An 18,121-nucleotide genomic window follows, 5' to 3' on the forward strand; every position below is an offset into this window, starting at 1 on the left:
CAATCTCCTAGCGACGGACCTTGAGGGCCATGAGTCCTTCTGGACGCAGCATCAGGATGCCGACGACGACCAGCAGGGTGAGCACCTTGGCCATGGAACCACTGAGGAAGAACTCCATGGTGGACTGGGCCTGGGATATACCGAAGGCGGACACAATGGTGCCGATCAGGCTCTGGGCACCGCCAAACACCACCACCAGGAAGGTGTCTACGATATAAGCCTGGCCAGAGGACGGACCGGTGGAACCGATCATGGTGAAGGCAGCACCCGCGACGCCGGCGATGCCACACCCGAGAGCAAAGGTGGCTCGGTCGATACCGGCACTGTTGATACCAACGGCTTCAGCCATGGGGCGATTCTGAACCACAGCCCGCACTTTCTTGCCATAGCCGGATCGGTACATCAGGAAATACACGCCCACGGCAATGGACAGCGCGATGATCATCACGAACAAGCCGTTGATGGGCAGCTCCACCAGGTCAGTCACCTGGATCGCCCCCATCATCCACTCGGGCAGGTCCACACCCACTTCCCGGGCGCCAAAGATGGATCGGTAAGCCTGCTGCATGATCAGGCTCAGACCCCAGGTGGCCAGAAGGGTATCCAGTGGTCGGTGATAGAGTCGCCGTATCATGAGCCATTCGACGAATGCCCCCAGGGCAGCACAAATCAGGAAAGCCAGAACCATGGCGACGAAGAAGTAGCCGCCAAACAGGCTCGGCAGATAGGACTGGAAAAAACCGGATGTCAGGTAGGTTGTGTAGGCGCCGAGGATCATGAACTCCCCGTGGGCCATATTGATCACCCCCATCTGACCAAAGATGATGGCCAGGCCCAATGCCATCAGTACGAACACTGAAAACAGGGAGAGCCCGGCAAACCCCTGCATGGCAAATATCGACATCAACTCACTGCTGGTGTAGCCATCAAACATGACCCTTACTCCCCTTTAGACCAACTTACCCTTCAAACCCTTAATCTTGTGTTCAGAGGCAACGGATGCTGGCGCCCGGGGGCGCCAGCAGTCCGGGCTTATTGGTAGCCTTCCGGGAACGGGTCCGGTTCCATCAGTTCTTCGGTCTCGTAGACAACCTTGTACTGGCCGTCAGGTTGAGCCTGGCCGATACGGGTCTTGGACCACAGGTGATGGTTTTCGTGGATGCGCACGTAACCTTCTGGCGCTTTGGTGAACTCAATGCCTGCGAATTCTTCACGGATCTTGTCGATGTCGAATGAGCCGGCTTTTTCAACCGCAGCTTTCCACAGCCATGGGCCGAGATAAGCCGCCTGGGTCACGTCACCGATGACCATGTCATCGCCGTAGGCTTCCTTGAAGGCCGCAACAAATTCCTTGTTGTTGGGGTTATCGAGGCTCTGGAAATACTTCATGGAGGCGTAGATGCCGTCCACGTTCTCACCGCCGATACCGCGGATTTCGTCCTCGGTCACGGAGATGGTCAGCAGAAGGGGCTTCTCATCAGTGAAATCGATACCGGCCGCTTTCATCTGCTTGTAGAAGGCCACGTTGGAGCCACCGACAACCGAGGCAAAGATCACGTCCGGCTTGCGCAGCTTGATCTTGTTGATCACCGAGTTGAACTGGGTGTGACCCAGCGGATAATACTCCTCGCCAGAGACCTTGAGGCCCAGCTTGTCCTCGATGTGCTTGCGGGCGATCTTGTTCGAAGTACGGGGCCAGATGTAGTCCGATCCGAGCAGATAGAAGCTTTTGGCACCCTTGGTTTCTGCGGCCCAGTCGATACTGGCAAGAATCTGTTGGGTCGCTTCCTGGCCGGTGTAGACCACGTTGGGCGACTGCTCAAGACCCTCGTAGAAGGTGGGATAATAGAGCATGCCGTTGTATTGCTCGATAACCGGGAGAACGGCCTTGCGGGAAGCCGAGGTCCAGGCGCCGAAGATCGCAGCAACGTTGTCCTGGCGCAGTAGCTTCCGGGATTTTTCAGCGAAGGTCGGCCAGTCACTGGCGCCGTCTTCCTGAACGAATTCAATCTGGCGGCCCAGGACACCACCGGAGGCGTTGATCTGGTCAATAGCCAGCTTTTCCGCCTGAACCGAGCCAATCTCACTGATCGCCATTGTGCCGGTGATGGAGTGCAGAATGCCGACCGTAACGGTGTCATCCGTCACCGCCAGACCAGTCGTGTTGACCTCTGCTGTGGCCGGCACTGCCGCCTGTGCCGACGTCGCAAGCATGACGGAAGCCGCCAGCGTCATCAGGCTCTTTTTCAGCCCCAGTCCCTTACCGAACGACCGCCCGTTGGCGGCTTGATCTGTCGTATCCATGGTGATTCCTCGCAGTTTTTGAAGTCCGGATCCGCGCTTCCCTTCGAAAGCACAGTGCCCACGAGAATCATTCTGCTCGGCACCCGTACAGGTGCCCATTCGGCAATCGCCCCAGCGCGCTACGTCATTTGACGCATTCCTGTAACCAACAGGACAGGCTAAAAACGCAGGCATGCAGAAGAAGAACATTCCTGCACCGGTCTATGGCACGGATATTGTTCCGGCTTTCTCATCCGGTGCATTTCAGCTTGAAGCTGCACTAACGCGGGGCACTCAAACACCAAAGGCAAGGCAGTCATGGCGGCAAGACAGAATATTTTTCGGGTTCGGCGCAGCTACAACCAGTGGGTAGCCAACCAGACCCTGGAAGACTATGCGCTTCGCTTTACCGCCAAGAGTGCCCGGCGCTGGTCCGCGGCCCGGGTAAGCAACACAGCCCTGGGCGCCATCTCCTTTCTGGCACTGGAAGCCATCGGCGGCTCCATTACCCTCCACTACGGATTCGACAATGCGGTCGCCGCGATACTGGCCGTCAGTCTGGTGATCTTCCTCACCGCCATCCCGATCAGTTACTACGCGGCCCGTTATGGCGTCGACATTGACCTGCTGACTCGCGGTGCCGGCTTTGGCTATATAGGCTCCACCATCACCTCGCTGATCTACGCCTCGTTCACGTTTATCTTTTTCGCCATCGAGGCCGCCATCATGGCCATGGCGCTGGAAATGCTGTTCGGGGTTCCCCTGGTTCTCGGCTACCTGATTTGCTCCGTGGTGATCATTCCCTTTGTAATCCACGGGATCACCACGATCAGCCGGTTCCAGGTCTGGACCCAGCCAGCCTTCATTTTTCTCCAACTGGTGCCTTTTGTTTTTATTGTTTACGCCGATGCCTCTTCAGTCAGCGACTGGACACAGTTCGAGGGACTTAACCCGGTTGATTCCGGTGGCTTCAGCATCGTTATGTTCGGGGCTGCGGCGGCTGTGGTGTTCTCATTGATTGCCCAGATCGGCGAGCAGGTGGATTTCCTGCGCTTCATTCCAGAACCCCGCAATGCCCGGGAAAAGCGACGTTGGTGGGCCGCCGTTATGGCAGGCGGACCTGGCTGGATTGTGATCGGCATGTTGAAAATCCTGGCGGGCTCCTTTCTTGCGGTTCTTGCCCTGAAACAGGGCGTTACCGCCTCGGAGGCGGCTGATCCTACCCAGATGTATCTGATCGCCTTCAATTACATTACCCATTCGCCCGAGATCTCCCTGGCGATGGCGGGCATTTTCGTCATTCTTTGCCAGCTCAAGATCAACGTTACCAATGCCTATGCCGGCTCCATCGCCTGGTCCAACTTCTTCTCGCGACTCACCCACAGCCACCCCGGACGAGTTGTCTGGCTGTTTTTCAACGTCGCGATTGCCTTGCTGGTGATGGAACTGGGTGTTTACCGGGCGCTGGAGGAAACCCTGGGTTTCTATGGCATCGTCGCCATTGCCTGGGTTGGTTCGCTGGTGGCGGATCTGGTGATCAACAAACCACTGGGGCTCAGTCCCGCACACATTGAGTTCAAACGTGCCCACCTGTACGACATCAACCCGGTCGGCGTTGGTGCCATGCTGACGGCCTCTGTAGTAGGAATCATCTGCCACACCGGCATACTGGGCGTCTATCCGGAGGCTCTGTCCCATTTTATCGCCATGGGAGTCGCGCTGATCATGGCGCCTCTGATCGCCTGGAAAACCGGTGGCCGTTTCTACACAGCACGGCCATTCGTCCCCATCGCTACTGACCATCAGCTCGTGCAATGCACGATTTGTGAACATCACTTCGAACCGGAAGATCTCACCCATTGTCCCGCGTATGACGGCACCATCTGTTCACTGTGCTGTTCACTCGATGCCCGTTGCGCAGACGCCTGCAAACCGGGGGCCGGATATCAGGAACAGCTCAATCAGTTTCTCGGGAGCCTGATGCCAAAACCGGTCTTGGCCGGTCTGCGCTCAAGGCTCGGGCATTTTCTGAGCCTGCTGGTGCTCATCAACGGCCTTTCCGGCCTGCTGCTGTCCCTGATCTATTTCAAGACGCCGGTCGCTTCACCCGCTGAAGGCATTCTTTTATCGGTAACCCTGTGGAAGGTGTTCTTCATTCTGGTGATCGTGACCGGCGTGATCTGTTGGCTGTTCGTGCTCGCCCACGAAAGCCGGGTGGTGGCCGAGGAAGAGTCCCGTCGCCAGAATCGCCTCCTGATGGAAGAGATCGTCGCCCACGAACGGACCGACCAGGCTCTTCAGCAGGCAAAGGAACAGGCGGAGGCCGCCAACGGGGCGAAAAGTCGCTACTTGACGGGGATCAGTCACGAACTCCGTTCCCCGCTCAATGCCATCCTCGGCTATGCCCAGTTGATGGAAAACGACGAGACCATTCCCTCCCACCGCAAGGAAGCCCTCGGCGTCATTCGCCGCAGCGGTGAGTACCTCGCCGATCTGATAGAGGGGCTGTTGGATATTTCCAAGATCGAGGCTGGCCGCCTGGACCTGCACCGCGATCAGGTTCGAATAGAGCTGTTGATGGAGCAACTGGTGACCATGTTCCGCCTGCAGGCAGAAGATAAAGGCCTGGCCTTCGATTACCACTGCCCCAACCCGCTTCCGGAAATGGTCACCACCGATGAGAAGCGGCTGCGCCAGATTCTGATCAATCTTCTCTCCAACGCCATCAAATACACGGATCGGGGCGGCGTCTCCCTGACCCTGCGTTATCGCAGTCAGGTCGCCGAGTTCACCGTACGCGATACCGGGGAAGGCATAGCCCCTGAGAATGTGGAACGCATCTTCCGACCCTTCGAACGTATCCGGACACCGGGGCAAAGCCGGGCCGGCACAGGCCTGGGTCTGACCATTACCCGCCTGCTCACGGAAATCATGGGTGGCGATATCTCGCTGGAGAGTGTACCGGGCCAGGGTAGTGTCTTCCGGGTCAGTCTGATGCTATCAAGCCTGCATTCTTCGACACCCCGCTCGATATCAATGCCGGCCAAGCGCATCTACGGTTACCACGGTTCGCGGCGAAAGGTACTGCTGGTGGATGACGATGTGTCCCACCGCCAGGTCATGCGGGCCATGCTCTCGCCACTGGGCTTTGAAATCGTCGATCTTGGCAATGCTCTGCAGGTTTTGGCAACCATTGAGGCTGAACGCCCTGACCTTGTGCTTCTCGACGTGTCCATGCCGGGCCAAAGCGGCTGGGAAGTCCTGGCAATGCTACGACAGCACAAGCACACCATGCCTGTCGTGATGGTCTCTGCCGACGCTAACGAGGGCCACCACGCCGCAGACTCACCGCGTCTGCACGATGGCTACATCATCAAACCGGTTCGGCTGAACCTGTTGCTCGACACCATTGCCAGCGTGCTGGATCTCAATTGGCGATTCGATAAGAGCCCGGATCCCATGGCGGCTATTCCAGCACCCGACCATGGCGTTTTGCCTTTACCCAAAATGGAGCATCGCCTGGCTCTGGCCACTCTGGCCCGGATCGGACACCGGAAAGGCCTGCTTGAGGCATTGCATGACCTGAAACACAGCGGCGAGGCGGCCGAACCCTTTGCGATTGAGCTCACCAGACTCACCAACGATTTCCAGTTTGAGAAAATTCTTGAACTACTCGAGGTAGCCGAACATGAAGCTTCATAATGACCGGAAGACTGTCGTGATGGTCGTAGATGACGCAGTCGACTCCATTCGAATGATCAACGATGCCATGGAAGAGGCAGGTATGACGGTGCTCGTTGCGCTGGAAGGAAACCAGGCCCTTACGATAAGCCAGAACATCACCCCGGATGTGGTGTTGATGGACGCTTTGATGCCCCATATGGACGGCTTTGAAACCTGTCGTCGATTGAAAGAGAACCCTGCGTTCGCCGATATTCCTATCATCTTCATGACCGGTCTAAGCGATACCGAGCACGTTGTTATGGGGCTCAACGCCGGTGGCGTGGATTACGTGACCAAACCGATTAACACCACCGAACTTCTGGCCAGAATGGATGTACACCTGACGAACGCCCGCATGACCCGCAGTGCTCGTAGCGCCCTGGATACGGCCGGTCAGAACCTGTTTGCGGTGGACCGCGAGGCGAACTTGCTGTGGGGCACGCCACAGGTTTGCCAGTACCTGCCCGACGCAGCGCATCCCGAATTCCCCGAGGTACGTGCCAGACTGGAGGAATGGCTGGGCCACCGTCCCGAGCCGGGCCACAGCATGCCAGTCGAAATCATGGGCATCGACAGAACGGTAGAGTTTCTTGCCCTTGTGGATAACCGGGAATACCTGCTGCGGCTGAAAACACCACAGAACCAGAACAGCGCAACAGCAGCCCTGCGGCAACGGTTCGAGCTGACACTGAGAGAATCCGACGTGTTACTCTGGATCGCGAACGGCAAGACCAACCGGGAGATAGGCCAGATCCTGGATATGAGTCCCCGAACCGTTAACAAACACCTGGAGCAGGTATTCCGGAAACTGGGCGTAGAAAACCGGACGGCGGCCGCAGCCAGTGCAATCCGCTTGCTCGCAATCCAGTAATGGCCTCGGGCACTTTTGCTCATAGCGTCTGTCCATCGGGGTACTGTGATCTTGAAAGCGAGAAGCTCGATGAGAAAGACTGCCACATTTTTATCAGTGCTGGTTCTGATGGGCCTGTCAGGGCTGTTGTTGGCACAGACACCATCCCCGCTCACACCTTTCTCGGAAATGCAGTCCCTGAATGATGGCTGGGAGCCTCTGGAATTCCCCAAGATAGATCAGCTCAGCCGCTATGAACTGACAACCGAATACGGTCAGCAGGTCGTGCGGGCGACCACGGACGGCGGTGCGTCGGGACTGATCGCACGGGTCAGGCTGGAGCCAACCGATTCGCTGATTCTGCAATGGCGCTGGAAGGTCTCGAATGTCTTCGAAAACGGGGATGCCCGGGAAAAGTCCGGGGACGATTACCCGGCCAGAATCTATGTGGCGTTCGAGTTCCAGCCCGAGAAGGCGGGGTTTTTCGAGCGCGCCAAACGCAAGACAGTCGAGGTGTTATTCGGTGAGTCCCTGCCGGGCAATGCCCTCAACTACATCTGGGCCAATACTCTCCCGAAGGGCGAGATTGTGCCCAACCCGTACACCGAGAAAACCATGATGATTGCCGTGAATTCCGGATCAGAACAGGTCGGCGAATGGGTCACGGTGGAGCGGGATATCATGGCCGATTATCGGGAAGCGTTTGGCGAGGAACCGCCACCGGTCGTGGGCATTGCCATCATGTCGGATTCGGACAACACCGGTGAAAAGGCCACGGCCTGGTATGGGGACATCCTTCTGAACCCGGATTCCTGAGCCCTGAACACTACTAACGGTATTGCTCGGGAAATCCGGGGATCACAAAGCTTTCTCCAAGGTTTCGTATCGGCGGCACTTCACCCTTTTCAGCCAGACGGATGTAGGCATCATTGAACTCTTCCCGCAGGATCGCTGCCCGGGGATTGGCCAGCGAGAACAGCCAGGTCAGATTCCTCAAACGGATCGCCGATTCACGGATTTTCTCGTCTTTGGGCATGGTCAGGGTTTCCACGACCGGATCCCGATGCCCAAACAGGTAATGGCCTCGGCCAAGCTTGAGCATTTCCAGAGCAGCCCGATAGTTTGGAGCCTGGGTGACGTCAATCGAACCTTCCGCCTCCAGCCAGTACAAGAGCCCTCCATAGGTGTACCCGCCTATCGTGATGACGGTCTTGCCCTGCAGTTGATCAAAATGTGTAAGTGGTTCGGTTCCCTCCAGATACCAGGCACTGAGCTGGGTCGCGAGGGGAGTGACCCAGGTCTCAAGAACTTCACCGTTAAGGGCAGGAACGTTGGCCGAACCTGGCCAAACGTCAATTCTACCGTTGCGCAGATACAGGTATACCCGGCTGATGGGCAAGAAGAGAAATTCCGGCTCGTAACCCGCTTCCACAGCGATCTTCCGGGTAAGCTCTATAAAGCTGCCAGCAGGGCGGCCATCGCTGGCCTGATAGGTAATGGGGGGAAACTCCACATAGGCAATGCGCAGAGTCTTGTTTACGGATTCCGACGCGCCAAGGGAGGCGGACGTAAATAATAAACCTACCAGCAATATCCAAAGCCGGACAACGGTCAAATGCATGGCTTCAGAGAGTCGGGAAGAATGGACCGGGCAGTTTCTGGGCATGGAATCCGTATTGTTCGGGTCTGTTTAGCCAAAGATTAACAGACCCGGAAAGATCTGCACTGACACCGCCCGCAAAAATCCGAACATAATGTCAAATATGGTTGATAACCATGTACAGACCAACACCGCCCATTACCAGCATGTAGGGAAACGCCATCACCACCATCTTGCCGTAGGACAGCCGAACCAGCGGCGCTATGGCAGACGTCAGCAGGAACAGGAAAGCCGCCTGGCCATTGGGAGTCGCAACGCTGGGAAGGTTGGTACCTGTGTTGATGGCAACTGCCAACTTCTGGAAATGCTCGTAGCTGATGGCCCCTGCATCCAGAGCCTGTTTGACTTCGCTGATATAAACAGTCGCTACGAAGACGTTATCGCTGATCATTGAGAGCACGCCGTTGGCAATGAAGAACATGCCAGGCTGCCGGGCTTCCGGAAGCGACAGCACGTAATCAATAATCGGCTTGAACAGGTGCTGTTCGTGGATCACCGCAACCACCGCGAAAAACACCACCAGCAGCGAGGTAAACGGCAGGGATTCCTGGAAGGCCTTGCCAATTTGATGCTCGTCGGTAACGCCGGTAAAGGAGGTAATCAGGATGATGACCAGCAGGCCAATCAGGCCGACCTCGGCGAGATGGAAAGCGAGGCCCACCACCAGGATCGCGGCGGCAAAGGCTTGTACCCAGAGAGCCGCCTGATCAGCCTTGGTCCGCTTGGTCCGCTCGTTCTCCGCAAATTCTTCCAGCACCTGACGCACAGGCTTGGGCAAACGCCCGCCGTAGCCAAACCAACGCAGCTTCTCCAGGGCCCAGCAGGTAAATAAACCAGCCGCCAATACCGGCAAACTCACTGGCGCCATGTGCAGGAAGAAACCGGCAAAGTCCCAACCCACGACTTTGGCAATCAACAGATTCTGGGGCTCACCTACCATGGTGGCAACGCCGCCCAACGCGGTACCGATAGCACCATGCATCAAAAGGCTGCGCAAGAACGCCCGGAAATTTTCCAGATCTTCACGGTGCAGCTCGATTACTTCGTCATCGCTGCCCGCGTTGTGGTCCTTGTGCTGGTAGCCCTTGCCGGAGGCCACCTTGTGGTAAACCGCGTAAAACCCGACCGCCACGCTAATAATAACCGCGGTAACCGTCAGTGCATCGAGGAAGGCCGAAAGCAGTGCTGCTGCGCTACAGAACAGCAACGATAACGCCGACTTGGAACGCACACCCACCAGAATCTGGGTGAACGTCACCAGCAGCAGTTCCTTCATGAAGTAGATGCCCGCCACCATGAACATCAGCAGCAGGATCACCGGGAAGTTGGTTAGCACTTCCAGATACACTGCATCCGGCGTGGTCAGGCCAATCAGCAATGCCTCTACCGCCAGCAGGCCACCCGGCAGAAGCGGGTAACATTTCAGGGCCATGGCAAGAGTAAAAATAAACTCTGCGATCAGAAGCCAGCCGGCCGTTCCGGGCCCCAGGGTCCACATGACAATCGGGTTGGCGACAAGAAACAGCAGGATCACCTGCTTGTACCAGACGGGCGCCTTGCCAAGGAAGTTGTGGGTAAAGCCGGAGATAACGGTATTGGGCATTACGGAAATCTTCTGAGAAAACGGGTTATTGGTATTGTGTGCCAGCAGGCCCGCATCTTCCTTGATATTTGCGTACCGGGGTATGGGCCAAAGGTACAAAATGAAGACCGATTTTGGTCTTACTAACAAGCAAATGGGGAATGGGCGCTGATCAACACAGATATCTTCGTAGTATTACTTGATCAACAAAGATGTAGCGCGCGTATTTTAACCGATTTGCGTGGCTGTGAGGTCGCTTTGTGAAAAAAATACACAAATGTTCTGGGGGAAGGACACTGATAGGGTCTGTTGAGAAAATGGGTCGGAGCCGGCGCGTCCCTGCGCCGGGAGGATAATGCAATCAGAACCGGTAAGTAACGGAACCGGTCACTTCACGACGGGTGCCATACGTACCGGAGCTGTCGAAAGCCGTTGCTACATACTGTTCGTCCAGCAGGTTCTGGGCATGCAGCCCCAGCGACACCTGGCCAATGTCGTAGGTAATCGCAGCATCCACCAGGGTGACATCCGGTACTTCCAGGGCAGAATTATCCGCATTGAACGCCGCGCCAAAACTCTCGCCGATGTAACGCACGCCGGCACCCAGCCCCAGGCCATGCAGCATGCCGCCCCGGAAGCTGTATTTTCCCCACAAGGCCGCTTCATGTTCCGGTGTGTATTCCAGCGGCTCGCCCTCTTCCACCGGATTGCTGGCTTTGGTGATCTCGGCGTCGGTATAGCTATAGCTGGCGATCACATCCAGCGCATGGAACAGACGGGTGCGCGCTTCCATCTCAAGGCCCTGTGAGTTGGCCTCGCCCTTCTGCTCATTGGCGAAGGTCGATGGGTTGGTGGTCAGGTAGTCTTCCCGGGTCAGGTCGAACCAGGCCAGTGTCACCAGCGTGTCCGTATTGGGCTGGTACTTTACGCCCACCTCATATTGGTGTGCGGTTTCGGGCTCGAACGGGTTGCCGGCCGCATCGGTACCTGTGGTGGGGAGAAACGACTCCATGTAGCTCACATAAGGGGCAAAGCCATTCGCGAACTGGTAACTGGCACCGGCACGACCAGTGAAGGCCTCGTCTTCCCGGCTAGCTGTGGCGCCGGTGAGATTATTGAGTGTCTCGGAACGGGCCACGTCATACCGGCCGCCAAGGGAAACCGTCCAACGGTCTACCCGGATCTGATCCTGAAGGTAAATGCCGGTCTGTTTGAGTTGTCCGTCCTCGTCTTTAAACAACGGGGCATCAGGGACAGGCGCCCCATAGACAGGATCATAGATGTCCAGGTTACTGGCGGCCCCAAAGAACTGCCGGGATGACACATCGATATCCTGATGGTCCAGGCCGACCAATACCGTGTGCTCTGCCGCGCCCGCCTGAGCGGTCAACTGCAGCTGGTTATCCATGACCAGTCCGTCAATGCGACCGAAACTGTCAAAGCGCGACCGGGTAATGGTTCTCTGATCCGCCAGCAAACCGGTGGTGTAGATGGTCTGGTCGTCAACATCGTTACGGTAGTCCCGGACATTCTGACGCAGAACTATCTGGTCATTGATGCGGTGCTCAAACTCGTAACCAATGGCACTCTCGCGACGCTCATAGGCATCGTACCCTGGCTCGCCGGTAAACCGGTTGTCAGGAATCGGGCCATTCGGATTTGGCTCCAACGTGCCCTGCAACGGGTAACGTTGAGATGGCTGGGTATCGTCGTACTGCCAGTGCGCCAATACCGTCAGTCGGGTGGCGTCCGTGGGCTGCCAGGTCAGGCTGGGGGCCAGGTACTTTCGGTCGTCGTTGACAAAATCCACCTGGGTTTCGCTGTCGCGAACCAGGCCCACCAGGCGAACCGCGAGGGTATCACTGTCGTTCACCGCCCCACTGATATCAAAATGGCCCTGGACCAGATCGTTGGTACCAGCCTCAACGCGCACTTCTCGACGGGTGTCGAAAGTAGGACGTTTGGACACATAGTTCACCAACCCACCCGGGCCCGCTTGTCCGTACAGAACGGAAGAAGGCCCCTTGAGCACATCAATGCGCTCGGCGCCATAGGGCTCCAGGCTGTAACCGGCGGCAAAGCCGGGGTTCGCCAGTTTCAGGTTGTCACGAAACAAGCCACTGGTGGCCACATCGAAGCCGCGTATTCTCAGAAACGTGGTGCGCGGCTCGAAACCAAAGGTCTCGCCTCGGGCGCCGGCTGTATAACGCAGAACTTCGCCCAGGTTGGCCGCGTTCTGGTCCTCGATCTGATCCGCTGTGACTGTGGAAATGGACTGGGGCGTTTCAACCACGTTGGTGGTTGTTTTCGTGCCGGTAACGGTCGCCTCTGCGGTGTAGCCATCACTCGGTGCGGTGCCGCTCGGTTCGGCGGCATCTGCCGATACTTCAATGGCATCCAGCTCGGTAATATTCGCTTCCTGCGCGTACAGTATCGGGCTTGCCAGAACCCCGGCTATGGCCAAGGCCAGGCCGGACGGGAGTAAGTACTGGCGATTATCACGTAACGAATTCATTGATCAGCTCCAAACAACGCGCTTTACAAGTTTAAGTGTAATGCGAATTATTGTCGTTTAGATCCGAGCTTTGGTATTCCAGAAGCCAAAAAACCTATGCGCAATGCTATTTCTTGTGATTGGCCGCCCGTTGTCGGGGAGAAAAGCCGAACTCTCGGCGAAACGCCGTCGAAAAATTGGTCGCGTGGGTGTAACCCACCCTGTTCGCGCTCTGTTCAACACTGAAGCCTTGCTCCAGATAATGCTTTGCCAACCGAAGTCGGCATTTTCTGAGATAGTCGAACACCGGCACGCCGTACATCGCCCGGAATTTCGCTCGCAAGCCGCTTGGGCTCATGGCAGCCATCTGTGCGAGGTCCTTTAGGGTGTGGTCATGGTCCGGGGTGAACTCCAGATGCTGCCTTACGAGCTCAAGTCGCTGACGTTGCTGGACCGGAACCACCGGAGCATCCGGGGATTCATGCTCGTCGCCTGCCAGACCCAATCCGGCAAGCTGCAGCGCGAGGCCCTCCAAAACCAGGCTTTTCTGGGCGACGGTCATCGTGAGGCGTGCATGGGTCCGCAGCAACTCCTCGAACGGGTGGGGCACACTCCATTGACGCAGGGGAACCCTGGGAAGAATGGTCAGGTCTTGTAAGCTGGAGGAGACGTGGTCCAATGTTGCGCCGCGTGGGTCGAAAGCGAGTGCCACAATTTGCAGATGCTCTTGCTCAGGCTGGTGCGCCCGTAACGGATAGTCCGGGTGCAGCTGCATGCTGACAGCATTACCCGATGACAGAACGTGTTCGACCGACCCGAGGGTAAGCTCAACGGTGCCATCCAGAACGACCAGCACAAGCAACGGCGCATGACCAGAAGAGACTGATTCATACGCCTGGAGCACCTGAAGCGAAGAAAACGTAAACCGAAAACCCGAAGCCAGGCTGTACTCGGCAATCTCACCCCGGGCAACGATACGGTCATCACTTCCGGTGTCGCCCTGGATGGCCGGAAACCGAAATTCTATGTCGTAAAGCTGCCCGAAACGTTCGAAATCTGCCTGACTGAATGTGTGCAACCTGCCCACTCCACGCCTATCCAACCTGGTCTGCTAACTGTGCCTGTGTTTGTCCGGTTACGAGGTCAATGGAGCGTCCGTACCATAGTTGCCCGTTTCGGTGGAACGAAAGGTAAGGAGGGCCAGTTCAGGTAGTCAGCAAAAAAGTCTGCGTGCCGTGAAGGATCTATAAGCACAGAAACGCAGTCGTGGATATCACAGCAACCGTCGATGGGGGCGGCATGGTCCGGGTGCTGAAGGCTCTCCAGTGCCCGGAGAATCACCGCGTCCATACCGGCCCGCTCACCGCGATCGGAAAGGGCCCGGGAGACCAGTATGGCTGAGAGAGTCAGTTCGATGTGCATGCAGGATTCATCCCGCGGCCCGTGCAGGCAAGCAAGATCGAAGGCGCTGCCAGCCAGCGAGATAACATCCCGCCACTGCCCCTGCTCACTGCAGTCGTGGGCATTCTCCATCCAGAACAGCCAGAGGTCTTTGCGTTCTTCCAGCGGCAGGTCCGCGAACTGTTGGCGGTGATTGGGACACAGAAATTCCATCACGTTCTCCTTGTTTATTCACGATAATGATAATAATTATCATTATCGTGAAATACAAGAAAACGTTTGTTCTGTGATCAAGGCCTTGCTGGCCTGCGGGGCTATTCTACAGTGACGCTCTTGGCCAGGTTCCGCGGCTGGTCCACATCGGTACCCTTCAACACAGCCACATGGTAGGACAGCAGCTGCAGTGGCACGGTGTACACGATCGGCGCGGTAATCGGATGCACTGACGGAATCTGCATCACGTGCAGGCCCTCTTCCGCTTTGACGTCGGCCTTTTTATCAGCAAAGACAAACAGTTCACCGCCGCGGGCCCGGACCTCTTCCAGGTTGGATTTCAGCTTCTCAACCAGGTCATTGTTGGGAGCGACAGTGACCACTGGCATTTCGCTGTCGACCAGGGCCAGGGGGCCGTGCTTGAGCTCGCCGGCAGGATAGGCCTCGGCGTGGATGTAGGAGATTTCCTTGAGCTTGAGGGCACCTTCAAGAGCCACCGGGAACTGGGAACCGCGCCCCAGGAACAGGCTGTGGTTCTTATCCATGAATGCCTTGGACATCTCGGCGATCTCGCCATCCAGGGCCAGCACATCGCTGACTTGGCCAGGCACGAGGTGAAGAGCCTCGACGATTTCAGCTTCCTGCTCCTCGGGCAGCCCATTATGACGGGCCAGGGCCAGGGTAAAGATCAGCAAAGCCGTGAGCTGGGTGGTGAACGCCTTGGTAGAGGCCACGCCGATTTCCGGTCCCGCCTGGGTCATGATCACCAGGTCGGATTCGCGAACCAGGGAGCTGCCCGGCACGTTACAGATGGCCAATGCTGCCCGGAAACCTGCTTTTTTCGCCTGACGCAGGGCCGCCAGGGTATCGGCGGTTTCGCCGGACTGGGAAATACAGAGGAACAGGGTGTCCTGCTGGATCACGTGTTTGCGATAGCGGAATTCGGAAGCCACCTCCACGGAACAGGCAACGCCCGCCAGTTCCTCAATCCAGTAACGGGCCACCATACCGGCATGGTAACTGGTGCCGCAGGCAATGATCTGGACGTGGCGAACGTTCTCCAAGAGGTTGGCGGCCTCAGTACCCAAGGCCTGCTCCAGCACCCGCGTCTTGGTAACCCGACCTTCCATCGTGGCCTTGATCACTTTCGGCTGCTCGTAGATTTCCTTGAGCATGAAGTGACGGTACTCGCCCTTATCCGCCGAGTCGGTGCCGTGCTCAAAGCGGGTTACCTCCCGCTCGACGGGGCTGCCATCGCGATCGAGTATGGCAATGGCGTCCTTTCGGATATCGGCGATATCGCCTTCTTCCAGGAACATGAACCGGTCGGTCACTGGCAGCAGCGCCAGCTGGTCAGACGCGATGAAGTTTTCGCCAATACCCACACCAATGACCAGGGGGCTGCCCTCACGGCATACCACGAGGTGCTCCGGTTCGTCGGCGTGTACCACCGCCAGGGCATAGGCTCCACGCAAACGGGCGATCGCCGAACGCACGGAATCATGGAGATTACCCAGTGTGCGGTAGTGTTTCTCAATCAGGTGCGCGACGACTTCGGTATCGGTCTGGGACGTAAACTCGAAACCGTCAGCCCGCAATTCTTCACGCAGCTCCTGATAGTTTTCGATGATCCCGTTGTGGACAATAGCCAGCCGGTCGCCGGACATGTGCGGATGGGCGTTGATCTGAGAGGGCTCGCCATGGGTTGCCCAGCGGGTATGGGCAATGCCCAGGTGGCCCGCGAGAGGGTTTGCTTCCATGGCATCGCTGAGTGCGGCAACTTTACCCACTTCCCGAGCGCGCTGGACACTGTGGTCGCCACCGATTACAGCCATACCGGCCGAATCATATCCCCGGTATTCCAGACGGCGCAGACCCTCAAGAAGGATACCCTGAACGTCCCTTTCCGAAACGGCGCCTACAATTCCACACATGCTGTTCTACCTGTCTGTTGATCGTTTGTATCAGTGTTTCTTCGGCTTTTCCCAACCGGCGATATTGCGCTGCCGGCCCCTTGCGACGGCCAGTTCGTGGTCGGCTACATCACGGGTGATGGTGGACCCGGCACCGATGGTGGCATCGGCCGCAACGGTAACCGGCGCAACCAGGGCTGTATTGGAGCCGACAAAGACCCCGTCGCCGAGCACCGTCCGGTACTTGTTCACACCATCATAATTACAGGTGATGGTTCCTGCACCCACATTCACATTACGGCCCAGTGAGGCATCACCCACATAGCTGAGATGGTTGATCTTGCTGCCCTCACCCACAATGGCCTTTTTGGTTTCCACGAAGTTGCCCACTTTGGTGTTGGCCGCCAGTTCCGTGCCCGGCCGGATACGTGCAAACGGCCCGATTTGGGCGCTGGCGCCAATTACGGCCCCTTCAATCACGCTGTTGGCCTTGATCTCCGCGCCATCTGCAATGGTGGCGTCCTTGATGACGCAACCGGGGCCAATGGATACATTACTGCCAAGGCTGACCTTGCCCTCGAATACCACGTTCACATCAATCCAGAGGTCATTGCCGATACTCAGCTCGCCACGGACATCTATCCGGGAGGGGTCCGCGAGTGTCGCTCCTTCTGTCATCAGCCGGTCAGCCTGCTGGCGCTGGAACCAGCGTTCCAGTTCAGCCAGTTGCAGGCGATTGTTGACTCCCTGGACTTCATAGGGATTCTCCGGCTGGGACACCGCAATACGGAGACCCTGTTCCACCGCCATGGCAATGATGTCGGTCAGATAATATTCGCCCTGGGCGTTGCTGTTGGAGAGCGTCGGCAACCAGGTTTTCAGGTGTTTCGCCGACACCGCCAGTATCCCGGTGTTCACTTCGCGGATCTGCTGCTGCTCGGGAGAGGCGTCTTTCTGCTCGACGATCGACTGCACGTCGCCATCAGCACTCCGGACAATCCGTCCGTATCCCTGGGGATTGTCCATGGTGACGGTCAACAAACCCAGGGTGTGGTCATCAAGTGTCCCAACCAATCCGTCGAGCGTCTCATGACGAGTCAGAGGCACATCGCCGTAAAGCACAAGAACACGGGCGTCATCGGGAAGATCCGGCAGGGCCTGAGCCACAGCATGGCCGGTACCCAACTGCTCACTCTGGGTGACCCAGTTTACCGAGGCCTCATCGGTGGTTTCCCGAACCTTGTCAGCACCATGACCTATGACCGTATGGATCCTCTCGGCGCCAAGCTGTTTGGCGGTGTCGATCACGTGATGAAGCATAGGGCGGCCGGCAATCGGATGCAGCACCTTTGGCAGTGCGGATTTCATTCTGGAACCCTGGCCAGCGGCCAGAATGACGACGTGTAGCGGGCTCATGGAAAAGTCAGGCTCCCGGAGTGTTTACTCTCTGAATGCTGAAAATAAAAAAACCGCACCCTTCAGGGCCGGACGGCCAACGCAACACGTTGGTCTTCCAGCCGCTCAGGATGCGGCTTCGGTGTTCGGCAAACCCGAAACGGAAATGCTTAGCGCATTTTGTTACGCAGCTGCTGGATGGTACGAAGCTGGGCAACAGCCTCGGCCAGCTCTGCAGCGGCACGGGAGTACTCGAATTCACCAGTCTTGTTGGCAAGTGCTTTCTCGGCTTCTTTCTGAGCTTCGAGCGCGGCTGCTTCGTCCACATCCTTTGCACGAACAGCGGTATCCGCCAACAAAGTCACCAGATTGGGCTGGACTTCCAGATACCCGCCGGACACGTAAAGAATTTCTTCCTCACCGCCCTGCTTGATAATCCGAATAGGGCCCGGCTTCAGCTGGGTCAGCAGTGGGGTGTGACCCGGGGCAATACCCAGGTCACCTTCAGAGCCCGCTGCGATCAGCATTTCCACCAATCCGGAATAGATCTTTGTTTCGGCACTTACCACATCACAATGCACGGTCATACCCATGTCAGTTGCCTCTT

General features: G+C 57.2%; 13 protein-coding genes. 3 read left to right on the forward strand and 10 right to left on the reverse strand.

Annotation, left to right across the window (positions count from 1 at the left end):
- Positions 1-7 precede the first annotated feature (7 nt).
- The gene (urtB, locus tag MDHKLMBL_RS12940; RefSeq protein WP_014578806.1) at positions 8-934 is read right to left on the reverse strand and encodes an urea ABC transporter permease subunit UrtB; all 927 of its coding nucleotides are present in this window, start codon (positions 932-934) and stop codon (positions 8-10) included.
- 98 nt (positions 935-1,032) lie between these two features.
- A complete protein-coding gene (gene urtA / locus MDHKLMBL_RS12945) occupies positions 1,033-2,304 on the reverse strand; it encodes an urea ABC transporter substrate-binding protein (protein ID WP_014578807.1) in 1,272 nt (423 codons plus the stop codon).
- A 297-nt stretch (positions 2,305-2,601) separates the two neighbouring features.
- Here urtA and MDHKLMBL_RS12950 point away from each other — a divergent pair, with 297 nt between their 5' ends.
- From MDHKLMBL_RS12950 to MDHKLMBL_RS12960, 3 genes are all read left to right on the forward strand, one after another.
- A complete protein-coding gene (locus MDHKLMBL_RS12950) occupies positions 2,602-5,985 on the forward strand; it encodes an ATP-binding protein (RefSeq protein WP_053113352.1) in 3,384 nt (1,127 codons plus the stop codon).
- Positions 5,972-6,877 (forward strand): response regulator transcription factor, encoded by a 906-nt coding sequence (locus MDHKLMBL_RS12955; protein ID WP_053113353.1) that lies wholly within the window; start codon positions 5,972-5,974, stop codon positions 6,875-6,877. The genes MDHKLMBL_RS12950 and MDHKLMBL_RS12955 overlap by 14 nt, the downstream gene beginning before the upstream one ends.
- Before the next feature lie 108 nt (positions 6,878-6,985).
- On the forward strand, positions 6,986-7,672 hold the full coding sequence (locus tag MDHKLMBL_RS12960) for a DUF3047 domain-containing protein (RefSeq protein WP_053115499.1): 687 nt from the start codon (positions 6,986-6,988) through the stop codon (positions 7,670-7,672).
- Positions 7,673-7,685: 13 nt separating this feature from the next.
- On the opposite strand, the gene MDHKLMBL_RS12965 is transcribed toward MDHKLMBL_RS12960, so the two are convergent.
- The 8 genes from MDHKLMBL_RS12965 to MDHKLMBL_RS13000 form a co-directional block, all read right to left on the reverse strand.
- On the reverse strand, positions 7,686-8,522 hold the full coding sequence (locus MDHKLMBL_RS12965; protein ID WP_053113354.1) for a substrate-binding periplasmic protein: 837 nt from the start codon (positions 8,520-8,522) through the stop codon (positions 7,686-7,688).
- A gap of 91 nt (positions 8,523-8,613) precedes the next feature.
- Complete coding sequence (gene nhaB / locus MDHKLMBL_RS12970; RefSeq protein ID WP_053115500.1) at positions 8,614-10,119, reverse strand: sodium/proton antiporter NhaB; 1,506 nt, start codon at positions 10,117-10,119, stop codon at positions 8,614-8,616.
- Positions 10,120-10,459: 340 nt separating this feature from the next.
- A complete protein-coding gene (locus MDHKLMBL_RS12975) occupies positions 10,460-12,613 on the reverse strand; it encodes a TonB-dependent siderophore receptor (RefSeq protein WP_104270960.1) in 2,154 nt (717 codons plus the stop codon).
- A gap of 106 nt (positions 12,614-12,719) precedes the next feature.
- Positions 12,720-13,679, reverse strand: a complete 960-nt coding sequence (locus MDHKLMBL_RS12980; protein ID WP_104270961.1) for a helix-turn-helix transcriptional regulator — start codon at positions 13,677-13,679, stop codon at positions 12,720-12,722.
- A gap of 56 nt (positions 13,680-13,735) precedes the next feature.
- On the reverse strand, positions 13,736-14,206 hold the full coding sequence (locus MDHKLMBL_RS12985; protein WP_008172602.1) for a hypothetical protein: 471 nt from the start codon (positions 14,204-14,206) through the stop codon (positions 13,736-13,738).
- Between the two features lie 101 nt (positions 14,207-14,307).
- A complete protein-coding gene (glmS, locus tag MDHKLMBL_RS12990) occupies positions 14,308-16,140 on the reverse strand; it encodes a glutamine--fructose-6-phosphate transaminase (isomerizing) (protein WP_008172600.1) in 1,833 nt (610 codons plus the stop codon).
- Between the two features lie 30 nt (positions 16,141-16,170).
- The gene (gene glmU / locus MDHKLMBL_RS12995) at positions 16,171-17,535 is read right to left on the reverse strand and encodes a bifunctional UDP-N-acetylglucosamine diphosphorylase/glucosamine-1-phosphate N-acetyltransferase GlmU (protein ID WP_053113388.1); all 1,365 of its coding nucleotides are present in this window, start codon (positions 17,533-17,535) and stop codon (positions 16,171-16,173) included.
- A 149-nt stretch (positions 17,536-17,684) separates the two neighbouring features.
- On the reverse strand, positions 17,685-18,107 hold the full coding sequence (locus tag MDHKLMBL_RS13000) for a F0F1 ATP synthase subunit epsilon (RefSeq protein ID WP_008172596.1): 423 nt from the start codon (positions 18,105-18,107) through the stop codon (positions 17,685-17,687).
- Between the last annotated feature and the right edge of the window lie 14 nt (positions 18,108-18,121).

Origin of the sequence: Marinobacter flavimaris, assembly GCF_002933295.1 — a bacterium.
In the GTDB taxonomy this organism is placed as follows: Bacteria; Pseudomonadota; Gammaproteobacteria; order Pseudomonadales; family Oleiphilaceae; genus Marinobacter; species Marinobacter flavimaris.